Origin of the sequence: Candidatus Amarolinea dominans, from assembly GCA_016719785.1 — a bacterium.
In the GTDB taxonomy this organism is placed as follows: Bacteria; Chloroflexota; Anaerolineae; order SSC4; family Amarolineaceae; genus Amarolinea; species Amarolinea dominans.
The window spans coordinates 1-13,472 of record JADJYJ010000017.1 but is presented as its reverse complement, the minus strand read 5'-3'; the positions used below and the strand labels follow the sequence as shown (position 1 = coordinate 13,472).

Here is a 13,472-nt window from a genome sequence, read left to right as displayed (position 1 = left end):
TCACCCCGGTGGCTGCGAGGTATCTCTGCGCAAATGAAGACGCGTCATGATCTCTTTCACATCCTCTTCCAACGCGCCAAAAGCAGGCAAAGCGCGCAAAGGCGAGAAATCTTCGATCAAGTCGGCCACACGGCGAGCCCGCTGGCCCACTGGAAAGCTTTGCAGGCGCCGCCCGTGTAAGCCACTGGCGCGTCGGAGACAATCATACAGCGCGGACTTGGGATCCGGCAGCAACTCCATGTCTTTGAGCATGGGAAGGTTGAGATTCTCACGAAAGGTGCGATTGCCGGCAGCGACCTTGATCGCCATCTCGTCGAACAGAAGCCACGCCTCCTGCATGCGTACCGGTACGACGCAAACGGCCGTCGGTTGGGGCGAGCTGGGCGGTAAACGATGCAATGCCTCTTGGATTTCGGCAACGCGCAGATCGCGTGGTTCGCGCTCGGCATCGCGGTGAATGAAGAGAAGTTCGCAAGGATACAGATCAAGAGCCAAGTGTATTCTCTCGCTCAGGGTAGCCCGACGAGGAAGATGCACCCGGCGCGTGTCCGCCCACCTTCCTTGCAGTGGCAGAGCCACTCCATTCGTCCGCAGCAACCAGGTGAGAATGGGCAACAGGACGACATCGGAACTTCCATCCGTCACGAGAGTGAAAGTCAGATCCCTCATCTCGGATGTTTCATCCCAGGCAGAAAGGGTTGAAAATCGGGCCGATCTACAAGGCGACGCGGCCTGGAAATGCCATTAGCAGGCGCACCTTGCTCGAATTGGTGGTCAGGGCGGCTCGCCGGATTGAGGTAGGCCAGCAGGATGCCGCGTGCCACAGGAGGTGTGTCTGGGTCGGCATCGCAGCGCCAAGTGTCGGGTAACCATCGAAATCGGGCCGCCTGCGCACGTTGCCCGGCCGTCATCACCTCTTGCAGTTCGGAAACCAGGAGGGCGTCGTCAGGCGCCTGGCTGACCACGCTGGGTGAGTGAGTGTTGACAATCACCTGTCGCAGCGGGTTGTCTGCACCGACCTCGTTCTCTATATCAACGGCGATTTCTTGCAGAAGCTGCAGCATCGCCGGGATGCGTTCGGGGTGGATGCCGTTCTCCGGTTCTTCCAGGCAGATCAGCCCTTCTTCACGCGGGTCGAGAGCCAGCACGGCCAACGCCAGAAAGCGCAGCGTCCCGTCAGACAGTGAACGGGCCGGTAACGAAGTACCGCTGCGGTCTGTCATTTCCAGTGTCAGAAGCTGCCGGCGATCATCTCGGTCAACATGGATCGTTTTGACGTGTTCGACAAGTTCAGAGAGACGTGCAGCCAGTTCATCCAGCATGGGCGACTCCCCGTTACTGCCGCCAGACTGATCTCCATTGTGAGCTGCACGCCTCAGATAGTCCAGGGTCGCCGGCATATGTGAGCCGTCAGCGCCCAAGCGAGGAAGGGCCGTGTATTCGTCAGGCTCGCGTAACGCGGAGGGTTCGAGTTGCAGCAGGCGCCAGGACTGCATCTCGCGCCGCGCCAGCAAGGCTGTTGGGCTCTCGATGGCATTGACCGCCGAAAGGACCGTGCGCGGCAGCGTGGCGGCGAGATATTCACGCGGACGCCCTGCCGTGCCCTCTTGATGCAGCTTGATGATGCATCTCCCCTCTTTTTCGACCGTCGAGATGAACTCGCCGACGCGCCGGCCTTTGACAACCGAACGTCGCCACGCCAGCTTGTGCGGAAAGCGGAGATGCCTGGCCGCATCAGTCACGTTGATGTGAGTCAGCTCCTCATGCAAGATTTCTAGTGAACCCAGGCTGGGAAGATTGCTGTCCGCCCGGTAGGCCAGGACAAGCCGGTAGCACAAGAGGGTAATGGACGCTTCAGCGCGCTGCCCCAAATCGTCAATTCCGGTGGATGGGACGATCATCTCTGCCTCGAGAGTCATCTGACCCGCGTAATTGTCGCCAATACGATGGAAGATGTTGCGTACATCGGCCGTGCGTCTACCTTCGGAACGCACCGCCAGGGCCGCGTTGAGCAACGTGTCACCGGCTAATTTACTGAGGAACTGAATCGCGTCAAACAAATTGGACTTGCCGGTACCATTGGCTCCGGCCACGCACGTGAACGGGCCAAAACGTAGGTCTGCGTCAACCAGGTTCTTGAACCCAGAGACCTTGAGTCGTGTCAGCATCGAAGCCTCTCCGCACTGTCCAAAACGGGGCAAAACTACTTGCGGCCCATTATCACGCGAGACACCCGATAAGTCAATCTGGCGACCGCCGGATGGGCCGCTGAATGAATTCGGCGCAACCTACGCGGGTGCGGCGGTCAGGGCGGCTTGCTCCTGGAAGATCTGGCTGATGATGGCTTCCACCGGCGGTTCCTGGATGGTGACGTCGTCCACCTGGAAGGCGGCCAGCAGGCGGGCGGCATATTCTGAGGTCCGCCCACGTGGGACGCGCAGCGTGGCTTCGATTTCATCCACCGATTCGACTTCGCCGAAGGTGAGCAGTTGCTCAGGACTGACCGATTGGCGAAAGATGACGTGCAGCAGCTTGTAGGGTGCAACCCGCTCCACCAGCCCGCGCAGGTCGCCATCGAAATAGTTGTACGCTGATTTGAGCCATGGATTCCCTATCGGGGTATCTGACGCTCGAAGGTGTAGCCCCGGAAGGCCAGTTCCTCGAAGCCCGCTTGAGGTAGAACGGCTTGCGCGGCCGCCTGTTGGTGTGTTGCATGCGCGATGATGGCCGCGAAGCCGCGCGCGCTGAACTCGTTGCACGCGCGCTGCAGGAGCCAGCGGCCGACCCCCTGGCGCTGCATTTCTTCCCGTACAGCCGCATGCAGCAGATAGGCGCGCGGTTTGCCATTCACGGCCAGCGCTTCAGGCAGCGTCTTGATCTGCACCTGGGCGCACGGCTGAGGCTCGCCGGGCAGAAACGCCGACAGCGACCAGGGCATGCCGATGGCGGGGCGCATGACGCAGCGCAGACGTCGGGCCGGCGTGTATTCGGGCATGGGTTGCCCCAAGTTGCATTGGTAACAGAGCACGCGCGTGGTCAACAGGTAGCCGGCTTCACTGAGCGCACTCAGGCCGTAGAAATCCTGTCCGTTGGAGATGCCGACGCCAGCATGGTAGAACGGATAACCGGCCTGCGGGTGCCAGGCGTACACGGTGCGCACACCGGCCGCGCGCAGGAATTTTTCTGCCGCGGCTAACAGGACGCCGCCCACATCGTTCCGGCCGGGCGGAAAAATCAGGAAGCGGATGAATCCAACCGGCGGCGCGGCGGCTGGGGCCGGGGGACCTTGCCCAACGAGGGATGGCGCGGCGGCATCGGGCAGGTAGCCAGTACAGGCATGAACAAAACCGAGCGTCGTGTTTCGGTCGCGCACCAGCAGCCAGCCCGCCGGGTCATTGTGCAGATCGAGCGGATAGAGCGTGCCCTGTTCATTCAACAGGCCCAGCCGGCGAAACGAGTCCGCGCTGACCGTCGCGCTGATCGGTACCTGGGTCAGCGCTTCGTTGACCAGGGCTGCGACCGCGGGCAGGTCGTCTTCTTGTATGGGTGTCGCGTTGATGTCGAACATTTTTTTGTTACCAGCACTTGTTGGGGGCAGAGCGACCTCACCTCATCCCCGGCCCTTCTCCTCTCCGCACAGCGGAGAGGAGAAGGGGGGAAGATAGCGGCGTCTGCGCGTAAAGACAGTTCTCCACCAGACTGAGCATCACCGCAGGCGGCGGATCGAAAGCAGGATGGCGCAAGCGGCCACAACCACGGCGGCCGCGACGACCAGCGCGCTGAAGATGGGGTTTTGCCAGAGCCGCGGCAGCAGCAGACCGACGCCGCCCAGGATCGCGCCGACCGGTAGCGCGGCCGTCAGCAGCAGGCGGATCGCCAATTGCCGCGACGACGGACGCTGCGCCTTGTCGTTGAGCAGGCGGGCGATGCGCATCAGCGCCAGCAGCGGGTAGGCCGCGCCGAGCAGGATCAATGCACTGCCGAGGACCGCGGGCAGGATCGTTCCCACAGGTTCCTATGCCTCCGCTTCTTCGAGGTGCGCGGTGTCGTTGTGCAGATCGAGATGAAAGCGCCCGTCGCGAAAGCGCAGGCGGCTGAGCGCAGTGTTCCCACCAATCCACAGGTTGTGCATGGTGAAGACGTCAAGCCCGAGCGCAGCCGAAATCAAGGCGCGAATGGCCGTCCCGTGCGACACCAGCAGGACGGCTTGCCCGTGATGGCGCGCCACCGCCTCCTGCGCGACGGCCCAGGTGCGACTACGCAGTTCGCTGTACGTTTCACCGCCGCCGCGGGCCACATCCGCACGCGCGTTCATGGCCGCCCATTCTTCGGGAAAACGGGCTTTGATCTCAGCCGAGGTCAGCCCGGTCCAGGCGCCGATGTCCGACTCGCGCAGACCCGCGTGCGGTGAGGGCGTCAGGTGCAGGTAGGAACCGACAACCTGCGCCGTCTCCAGCGCGCGCGTCGCGTCGCTGCTGATCAGATGCTCGATCTGGTAACGACGGAGCCGTTGCCCCACGCGGTGCGCCTGTTGGCGGCCCAGTTCGCTGAGCTGGATGTCGGCCTGTCCCTGCCAGCGCCCTTCATGATTCCACTGCGACTGTCCATGACGCAGCAGCCAGATGGTGGTGAGTTCAGATGACATTGGGCATTGGCTCAGGTTTTTGGTTTCTCGGATTCGATCTCGATATCGCCCGTGGCGACGAAATCGGGCGCCGGGAATGGTTCGTGCAGCCATTGGCTGAAGAGCGCCTGCTGCGCCTCCGTGACCGCCGCGGCCGGGCGCATTTGCAGGCGGTTGAACGGTCGCACGCCCAGCGTCACCTCAGCCTGGCGCAGCTCATCGCGGCGGAACAGCGTCAGCGTGACGCGATCGCCGGGGTGATAGCCGTCCAGGCGCCGATTGAGGGACGATGCAGTCACGCGCAGGCCATCGAGCGCCAGCAGCTCATCGCCAGGCGCCACGTCGGCCGCGGCGCCGGCGCCATCGGCAAAGACTGTGCTGATCAGCGAACGGCCGTCGGTCTCCTCCACGCGCAGGCCCAGCCCTGCCCTGCGCGCAGGCGGGGTGTCAGCCGCGCCGTTGGGCTTGTCATCCTGATAGCCGAAGCGCAGCTCCAGCCCGGCGTGGGCCAGGAGGTCATCGAAGGGCAGTTCGTCAACGCCGCGCACGAAACGCTCGAAGAAATCGGCCAGAGAGGCGCCGGCCACTGTCTCGACGACGGCCTGAAAATCGGCTTCGGGCAGGCCGCGGCCGACCAGGGCGTAGTCCTGCCAGCAGTGGCGCATGACATCGTCCAGGCAACGCTGACCGCCGCTCTGCCGGCGCAGATCGAGGTCGAGCAGCATGCCCAGCAGCGCACCCTTGTTGTAGTAGGAGATGCCCGTGTTCTGACTGTTTTCATCAGGGCGATAGAATTTGATCCAGGTGTCGAAGCTCGACATCTCGGCGCTCTGCAGCAGACGGCCGGGCGTTTGCTGCAAGCGCAGGATGCGCTGGGCCGTCTCTTCCAGCACAGCGCTGGCCGTCCACAGGCCGGCGCGGCGCAGAATGAGCAGCTCGAAATACGAAGTCCAGCCTTCCATGACCCACAGGAGTTTGGTGTAGTTTTCTTCGTCGTAGTCGAAGGCCAGGAAGCCTACGGGCACGATGCGCTTGACGTTCCAGACGTGGAAAAACTCGTGCGCCAGCAGGGCCAGGACTTGCTGACGGTACTCCTTGTCATCGCCAAAATTCCAGCGCACCACGCCGTTGCTGCTGGAATTGCGATGCTCCAGCCCGCCGCGCCGTCGTTCCGTGGCATGGATGATGAACAGATAATCGTCATAGGGCAGGCCGCCGAAGATGGCCCCGGCCGTCTCGACGATTTTCTGCGTGTCGGCCGTCAGGCGAGTCAGGTCTTCGTTGCCATGACCGTAAAAGGCGATGCGGTGCGGCTTGCCCAGCGCCTCGAATTCAATCACCTGGTGGGCGCCGATCTCGGTGGGGCTGTCAATCAGGTGGTCGAAGTTGTCGGCGTGATAGCGGTTGATCTCACCGGCCGCCGCGGGCAGCGGTGTGGAGATACGCCAGCCGGGGAAGGGCGTGATGACCAGGTCGCAGGGCAGATCGCGGCCGCCGTCCAGGCTCATGAAAACGGTGGCGCCATTGAAGTAGCCGTGCGTGCTGTCCAGGTGACTGGTGCGCACCGACAGTTCGCCCGCGTAGACCTGGTAGCTGAGAGTGACGCGGTCAACGCCGGCCGTTTCCACCAGCCAGCGGTTCTTGGCAATTTTGCGCCAGGGCCGGCCCTGACCCGCGCCATCCGCCGCCGCAAACCCTTGCACATGGCGTGCGTATTCGCGTACCAGGTAGGAGCCGGGCGTCCACACCGGCATGGCAAACTCAGCCGTCGGCTGCTCCAGGCCGGTCACGGTCAGGGTGACATGAAACAGATGGGTGACAGGGGTTGGCATCGCCAGGGTGTAGGTTAGCTGCATGGTTGCACGTCTCATCGAATTGGATTGGTCGGCCCGGCTGCCGCCGGCGCATCGCTTCAGTTGACGGCGATTGCAGGCCGTCAGGGCGACCATTCTACCCCAACCCCCCATGAACCGCAAAGCGCCGCTATTCAGCGATTGAAATCGCGCCCAAAGGGCGTACCGCCGGTCGGCGCAGGCCGACCTCGTGGCGGAACGCCCCTTCGCCCCGAATTCATTCGGCGGCGCTGCGTCGCCCCAGCAGCCAGGCGAGCAGCCGCTTACCCACGCTATCAGTACCGGCCGTAAAGCTGTCCACCACCAGCGCGGTGGGCGCTTGCCAGGTGACCGACAGCGGGCCGTGACGCTCGTGGGCGCCGCTGACCTCCACCACGTCGAGCCAGTAGTAATAGGTGGCGCCCATCACCAGGTTGTCCTGATCGAGCCAGGCATAGCTGAAACCCTGGCTACTGCCCGGCGCCTGCGAGGGGATGAGTTCAGCGTTGAGGCGCTGCGTGGGCGCGTCTGGCGTCATCCCGCGCCACAGGTCGAAGCCCAGCGTTCCCACTTCACTGGTGGTTTCCCAGGTCACGAGGATGCCTTGCTCCTGCGCCTGGACCGCGAAATCGGCCAGCCCCGCGGCCAGGGGTGCGTTGTTCTCGGCTGCCCAGTCCGAAAAAGCGGTTACGCCCTGGCGGGTCACACTGCTGGCGGTAAACGAGTTGAGCGCGCAGTCCCACGCCGATCCGGTGTAGCGACAGACCTGGTCGCCGTTGTCGGAGCTGAAGGTGGTTGGCAAGGTCAGGTTGACGGTGAAACCGCTGGCCGGGTCGCTGCTGGCGTTCAGCCCTTCGATCTCCCAGTAATAACCGGTTTGCAGGTTGGCCGTTGCCTGGGCGTGATGCTGATTGCGGCGCTGGATGTTGATGCGCGCCAGGTCGCCCGCGCTGGTCACGACCACGATGACGGGCAGGTTGTTGACATAAAAACTGTAGGTTCCGGCGCCGCTGATGGCCTGGCTGACCGCCGTGGTCCAGCGTGCGATGCTGTAAGCGGGTTTGTTTCCCGATGCGGTGAAAACACCGCCCACGTACAGACTGCCACGGTCGTCGAGTGCCAACGCGTAGGCGGCGCTGTCCAGGCCGCTGCCCAGGGCGTTCCAGGTGGCGCCGTTCCAGGCTGCGATGTAGCTGGCGCTGCCTCCGCCCGCGCTGGTGAACTCGCCGCCGACGATGAGGGCGCCGCTGCTGTTGTGCGCCAGCGCGTTGACGGCGCTGTTCATGCCGCTGCCCAGCGCGCTCCAACTGACGCCGTTCCAGACTGCGACATAGTTGGCGCTGGTCCCGCCGGCGTCTGTGAACCATCCTCCCGCCACCAGGTTGCCGCTGGCATCGAACGTGAGGGCGTTGACGGCGCCGTTCATGCCGGTTCCCAGCACGCTCCACGAGCTGCCATTCCACTTGGCGACGCGGTTGGCGCTGACGCCGCCGGCGTCGGTAAAGGCCCCGCCGGCGACCAGGCTGCCATCGGCGCCGAAGGCCAACGCGGACACGTAGCTGTTCATTCCCGTTCCCAGGACGCTCCAGGCGCTGCCGTTCCACTTGGCGACGCGATTGGCGCTGACACCGCCGGCGTCGGTAAAAGACCCGCCGGCATAGAGGTTGCCACTACCGTCGAAGGCCAGGGCATCCACCGAACCGTTCATGCCGCTGCCGAGCGCGCTCCAGGCTGTGCCGTTCCAGATCGCGACGCGGTTGGCGCTGACGCCGCCCGCGTCGGTGAAGGCTCCGCCGGCCACCAGGTTGCCGCTGCTGTCGAGGGCCAGGGCGTTGACCGAGCCGTTCATGCCGCTGCCGAGGCTGCTCCAGGCGCTGCCGTTCCATTGGGCGACGCGGTTGGCGCTCACACCGCCGGCGCTGGTGAAATAGCCGCCGACGAGGAGATTACCGTTCGTGTCCAGCGCAGCCGCGGTGATGGTGTTATTGACTCCGGCGCCGCTGACCCCCAGCGCGCTCCAGGCTGCGCCGTTCCAGCGGGCGATGCGGCTGGCGCTGCTGCCGCCGGCTGCGGTGAACCAACCTCCCGAATACAGCGTACCGTCGCCCTTGACGATCAAGGCGCTGACCGTGGCATCCATGCCGCTGCCCAACGCGCTCCAACTCGTGCCGTTCCAGGCCGCGATGCGACTGGCGCTGCTACCGCCGGCGTTGGCAAAACTGCCGCCGGCGTAAACAGTGCTGCCACTGATGGCTACAGCAGACACGGTTCCATCGGCGCCGCTGCCCAGCGCGGCCCAGGCCGTCCCGTTCCATTGCGCCACACGGCTGGCGCTGCTGCCGCCGGCCGTGCTGAAGGCGCCGCCGGCGACGACGTTGCTGCCCGAAACCGCCAGTGCGTAGACGCTGTTGTCCATGCCGGTTCCCAACGCGCTCCAGGATGAACCGTCCCAGCGGGCGATGCGGTTCGCGCTGCCGCCGCCGGCGTTCATGAACCAGCCGCCGGCGTAGAGATCGCCGCCAGCCGCGAACGCCAGGGCGTTGACCGATCCATCCATGCCGGCGCCCAGCGCGCTCCAGGCGGTGCCGTTCCATTGCGCAATGTAACTGGCGCTGCCGCCGCCGGCCGTGGTGAAGTTGCCGCCAGCAACCAACGTGCCGGAGGTGTTGACTGCCAGGGCGTACACCGTGCTATCCATGCCGGTTCCCAGCGCGCCCCAGGCCGCGCCATCCCAACGGGCGACATAGTTGGCGCTGGCGCCGCCCGCCTGGGTGAAACTGCCGCCGGCGTAGACGTTGCCGCTGCTGTCCACGGCCAGGGTATTGACCGATCCGTTCAAGCCGCTGCCCAGCGCGCTCCAGGATGAGCCGCTCCAGCGCGCAATGCGGCTGGCGCTGACGTCGCCGGCCGTGGTGAAATTGCCGCCTGCAAGGATATCGCCGTTGGCGGCGACAGCCAACGCGGTGACCGAGCCGTTCATGCCTGGCAGGTGAAAGCCGCTGCTCCAGTTTTCATCGCCGGGATTGCTCAAAGTTGGATTGAAATGGGTGACTGCCTGGGCTGTGGTGAGTGTCGAAGAGGCTGTCGTGGCCTTCAGTCTGGCGGCCTGGCCCGGCGCTGCGGCCAACAGACCGCCGATCAAAGCCAGCGCCATCACGATCCTGGAAACCTGCGCAGATATGCGCCGGCAGCGGAGGAACGAAGCATTATTTAGTGTCACGATCTACTCCTTGAAGTTGGGCACATCTCATTGATAGCCGCTTTCGCGTTCGATTTCCATAGAGAGATCGTACCATCTGGCGGAGAGAACGAGGAACGAGAGTTGCCAACTACACGAAAATTGGCAACTCGGCGCGCTGTGGTATAGTCACGCGTGGAGTCGGCCCTGGTTGGGCCTATGTCGCGTAGGCAAGTCGAGAGGTGGTAGCCATGCAGTTTTATGATCTTTCGCGCCCCCTGACGCCCCGCAGTGCGGTTTTCCCCGGCGATACCCCGGTTTCTTTGACGCACAATCTGCTGCTGCGGCAGGGAGACGCGTGCAATCTCAGTTCGATCACCCTGAGCGTTCATGCCGGCACGCATGTGGACGCGCCGCGCCACAACAGTGACGCCGGGCCGGGCATTGACCGCATTCCGCTCGATGTCCTGATTGGCCGGGCGCGCGTGGTCACGCTGCCGGTGACGAACGCCATCACCCTGGCCGACGTGCAGGCGCTCGATCTGGCCGGCGTGACGCGGCTGCTCGTTCACACACGCGACAGTGACGTGCCCGATGATGTCTTCGATCACGATCTGGTCTTTTTCACGCCCGACGCGGCGGCCTGGCTGGGCGATCAGGGCGTGCGCTTGATTGGCACCGACGCGCCGTCGGTGGACCCGGTCAGCAGCGCCGATCTCGCGGCGCATCGGGCATTTCTGCGCTGCGCTGTGGTGATTGTGGAGAATTTGTGCCTGCGGGCCGTGCCGGACGGCGATTACGAGGTGATGGCTCTGCCGTTGTGCATTGCCGAGAGCGACGGCGCGCCAGCGCGCGTGGTGCTGCGCACGCTGACGCTGTGAGAGGCGGGCGAGACGCCCGCGCTCCCAGCCGCGCAGGGGCCGATGCAGGTCAGGTAATGGCCGGGGCGCGATGCAGGTAGGTCAGGTCGGTGAGCTGCTTCAGTACGAACGCGGCCACATCGGCGCGGCTGACCTGGCCTGCGCTGATCTTGGGGTCGAGTCCTGCGCGGTAGCGGCCGGTGGCCGGGCCGTTGGTCAAACCGCCGGGCCGCACGATGGTCCAATCGAGGCTGCTGGCCTTGAGGAGCGCTTCCTGGCGTTCCTTGTCTTGCATGGGTTTTTTCAGCACACTCTTCATCAGGAGCTTGAAGGCAAAAGGCACCTGGTCCTTGCTCTCGCCCACGCCCAGGGAGCTGACGATGACGATGCGCTGCGGCCGGCCCAGGCGCTGCATCGCGCTGATGATGATCTGAGTGCCCTGTGAAACCACATCGTCGGGGTTGGAGTCGGTGTTACCCAGGGAAACCACCACGGCATCCGCTCCTTGCAGGGTTTCTTCTACTTCGATGGCGTCGAGCACGTTGCCGGCGACGATGGTCAGGTTGTCATTGGTCAGCGCCAGTTTGGCAGGGTTGCGAGCCAGCGCGCTGACCTGGTGGCCTGCAGCCAACGCCTGTTCCACCACCTGCCTGCCGGCGCCGCCGGTAGCGCCAAAAACTGCGATTTTCATACTTGTTCGAACCTCCACAGGCTTGGACGCCGGTTGCGAGGTTTGGTCACAGTAGCAGTTCTTGCAGGTGCTTTGCGAATGATTACCATTCTTTGCCTGTGTACCTCACCTGCCCGGCGCAGGCTGTGCGCCATCGCCCAGGAGGTGCAGATCGGGCCGGTAGAAGGGGGTTCTGCCGTTGGCCTGGGCGTCCTCTGCACCAGGCTTCGCCGCGCGCCAGCCAGTCAGCCACGGTCGCCGCCTCGGCCAGGGCCAGGGTGGCGTAGGTCGAGATGCATCTCGTCAACGCATAGGGCCAGCCGCGCGCGGCGCCTGGGCGTCACTGTCGTTAGCGGCGCGCTCGGTCACGACAGCCGCCAGCGCCTGATAGCGTGCGCGGGTGTCTTCCTGCAGTTGCTGCAAGAGGGCAATGATCTTCAGCACGAAACATCACGAGTGGCGCGACTGGCGCCAAAGTGGAGGATCATGGCCGCGCCGCCCAAGAGCCAACGCGTCAGCATCTGTGATCCCGGCTAGAACTGGAAGTCGCCGTCCAGCCAGGCACGCTCCTGTTGGATGTCGTGCGCCAGGTCGGGGTCATCGGCGCCGGCGAAGGGCAGTGCCTGCGCTTCAGCCTTGCGCGCAGCCTGGTTGGCTTTCATGCGCTCGTCTTCGATGCGCCAGCGCTCGTCAGAGCCTTCAGGATCGTACTCGTCCAGCAGGCTGGAGTCGGGCGCCAGGCCGAAGGACCAGCCGTGATCGTGGTCGGGACCGGCCGCCATACCCGCCTCGGCCTCAGCCCGCATGGCGGCGCAGACTGGACAGTCGTCTTCGAACATGTCGCCCAGTCTGTCGCCAGGTATTGTGTTGGCGATGCCCAACTCCTCGTTGCGAATCATCCGTTGCGGCGTCAGGCCGTAGAGGTCATTCTGCGGGGTGAAGAACCAGGCCCGAATCACGTCATCCAACGCGACGCGCTCAGATTCGATGCTGATGCCTTTCAACTGGGCCAACTGCTGCGCGCAGACGTCGCGCAGGCGCCTGACCAAATCGCCGTAAAGTGCTGCTTCTGCAATTGACATGCTTGCGTCCTCCCATCCTTTCGTTAACTCGTCAACGTTTGCTCGACGAATAGCTGCCACGCTTGGTCCCTTTTCACAGTTCCTCGCTCCTCCCAGCCCCAGCGCGCGCCCCCCGGCCACGATGGCGGCCGCGCGGCGCCGCCTGGGGCTGGTCGGCCCGCTCGGCCAACCCGCGCAGCACGTCCAGATCGACACGCTCCAGGTTCTGCAGGCGCAGCTCGGCCAGGTAGGTCGGTTCATCCCCGCCGGCGTGCAGGTGAACCAGGTCCAGCAGCGCTTTTTCCGGTGCGGCGACAAAGGCGCGTTGGCTGGGGCTGATCTCCGTCCAGCGATAGCCGAAGAACAAGCCCGTCTTCACATGGCGGTACTCGTAGACGCCGAGGGGCGTCTCCCAGCGGCCGGGCCGGCCGGTCGTCACGCTGGTCACCACCGGGGCCGCTTCGGGGATCAGGCCATAGTGGGCCAGCGCGGCCTGCTGACTGACGTAGGAGCCGCGCACCAGTCGGTTGGCCACGAGGAAGGGATGCGGCCTGACGCGCTGAAAAGGGGACGCCAGCGCGTAGAGGCCGCGGCGCAGTTGGTAGAGGCGACCGGCGCTCACCCAGCGCGAGAGCTGCCGGCGCACATCGTCCGCGTCCACAGCGCCGGCCAGCAGCAGGTCGGTGGCAAACACAGGCTCATCGCCGACGATTGCGAGCAGATGCGTGAATTCCATGCGGGTAGTATGCCACGAATGGCAAATTACTGCAACAATCTGACATACCCTCGATCACAAGGTGCGCAACGGCGCATCCGATTCCAACGCAAGGCGCGACTCCTCTGCAACCTCCGCGGTGAAGGATGTGGACGTGGATCATCTTCAGGACGGTCTTTCAGCCCCTCCTCCGCCAGGTTGCGCAGGTAGCGCGCCCGGTCGTCGCGGTCGTTGCGAAAGCGGGGAGACCGGTAGAGGGCGATGGCAGTCATTGGTTCACCTCGAAATGTCAGCCAATCCATAGCGCCGTCGCTCCGCGCCGGTGAACTGCGGCGGATCCCGCGAGATGAGCCGCCTGGCCTGATCCTGCAGATCCTGCAGGTCCACGGGCCAAATCTGCACTGAGGCGGCTCTCCCTCCGGCGCTGAACAGCACGCGGCCATCGCCGTTAAAACTCAACGCAGCGACCCCATTGGCTTCGAGGCGACCTATCCTTCCCCGTGGTCACGTCCCAGAGATAGATCAGTCCATC

General features: G+C 64.4%; 13 protein-coding genes. 1 reads left to right on the top strand and 12 read right to left on the bottom strand.

What is annotated here, in order from left to right:
• The 8 genes from IPM84_16960 to IPM84_16925 all read right to left on the bottom strand — a co-directional run bounded on the left by IPM84_16960 (nucleotide 1) and on the right by IPM84_16925 (nucleotide 9,676).
• Nucleotides 1-669, bottom strand: coding sequence for a hypothetical protein (locus tag IPM84_16960; protein ID MBK9094417.1), 669 nt, complete (start codon nucleotides 667-669; stop codon nucleotides 1-3).
• Nucleotides 666-2,168: an AAA family ATPase gene (locus IPM84_16955; protein ID MBK9094416.1), complete on the bottom strand. Its 1,503-nt coding sequence runs from the start codon at nucleotides 2,166-2,168 to the stop codon at nucleotides 666-668. Before IPM84_16955 ends, IPM84_16960 begins: the two co-directional genes overlap by 4 nt.
• Nucleotides 2,169-2,288: 120 nt before the next feature.
• Nucleotides 2,289-2,555 (bottom strand): hypothetical protein, encoded by a 267-nt coding sequence (locus IPM84_16950; protein MBK9094415.1) that lies wholly within the window; start codon nucleotides 2,553-2,555, stop codon nucleotides 2,289-2,291.
• Nucleotides 2,556-2,611: 56 nt separating this feature from the next.
• Nucleotides 2,612-3,568: a GNAT family N-acetyltransferase gene (locus IPM84_16945; GenBank protein ID MBK9094414.1), complete on the bottom strand. Its 957-nt coding sequence runs from the start codon at nucleotides 3,566-3,568 to the stop codon at nucleotides 2,612-2,614.
• Nucleotides 3,569-3,706: 138 nt separating this feature from the next.
• Nucleotides 3,707-4,009, bottom strand: a complete 303-nt coding sequence (locus IPM84_16940; protein MBK9094413.1) for a hypothetical protein — start codon at nucleotides 4,007-4,009, stop codon at nucleotides 3,707-3,709.
• A gap of 6 nt (nucleotides 4,010-4,015) precedes the next feature.
• Nucleotides 4,016-4,645, bottom strand: coding sequence for a histidine phosphatase family protein (locus IPM84_16935; protein MBK9094412.1), 630 nt, complete (start codon nucleotides 4,643-4,645; stop codon nucleotides 4,016-4,018).
• An 11-nt stretch (nucleotides 4,646-4,656) separates the two neighbouring features.
• Nucleotides 4,657-6,480 (bottom strand): M61 family metallopeptidase, encoded by a 1,824-nt coding sequence (locus IPM84_16930; GenBank protein ID MBK9094411.1) that lies wholly within the window; start codon nucleotides 6,478-6,480, stop codon nucleotides 4,657-4,659.
• A gap of 214 nt (nucleotides 6,481-6,694) precedes the next feature.
• The gene (locus tag IPM84_16925; GenBank protein MBK9094410.1) at nucleotides 6,695-9,676 is read right to left on the bottom strand and encodes a hypothetical protein; all 2,982 of its coding nucleotides are present in this window, start codon (nucleotides 9,674-9,676) and stop codon (nucleotides 6,695-6,697) included.
• Nucleotides 9,677-9,885: 209 nt separating this feature from the next.
• On the opposite strand from IPM84_16925, the gene IPM84_16920 reads away from it, so the two are divergent.
• Nucleotides 9,886-10,515: a cyclase family protein gene (locus IPM84_16920; GenBank protein ID MBK9094409.1), complete on the top strand. Its 630-nt coding sequence runs from the start codon at nucleotides 9,886-9,888 to the stop codon at nucleotides 10,513-10,515.
• A 49-nt stretch (nucleotides 10,516-10,564) separates the two neighbouring features.
• Here the strand turns inward: IPM84_16920 and IPM84_16915 are convergent, their stop codons facing one another.
• The 4 genes from IPM84_16915 to IPM84_16900 form a co-directional block, all read right to left on the bottom strand.
• Complete coding sequence (locus IPM84_16915) at nucleotides 10,565-11,185, bottom strand: SDR family oxidoreductase (GenBank protein ID MBK9094408.1); 621 nt, start codon at nucleotides 11,183-11,185, stop codon at nucleotides 10,565-10,567.
• 282 nt (nucleotides 11,186-11,467) lie between these two features.
• Entirely contained in the window at nucleotides 11,468-11,608 is a 141-nt protein-coding gene (locus IPM84_16910; protein MBK9094407.1) for a hypothetical protein, read from the bottom strand.
• An 89-nt stretch (nucleotides 11,609-11,697) separates the two neighbouring features.
• Nucleotides 11,698-12,246: a hypothetical protein gene (locus IPM84_16905; GenBank protein ID MBK9094406.1), complete on the bottom strand. Its 549-nt coding sequence runs from the start codon at nucleotides 12,244-12,246 to the stop codon at nucleotides 11,698-11,700.
• A 73-nt stretch (nucleotides 12,247-12,319) separates the two neighbouring features.
• Nucleotides 12,320-12,961: a hypothetical protein gene (locus IPM84_16900; GenBank protein MBK9094405.1), complete on the bottom strand. Its 642-nt coding sequence runs from the start codon at nucleotides 12,959-12,961 to the stop codon at nucleotides 12,320-12,322.
• Between the last annotated feature and the right edge of the window lie 511 nt (nucleotides 12,962-13,472).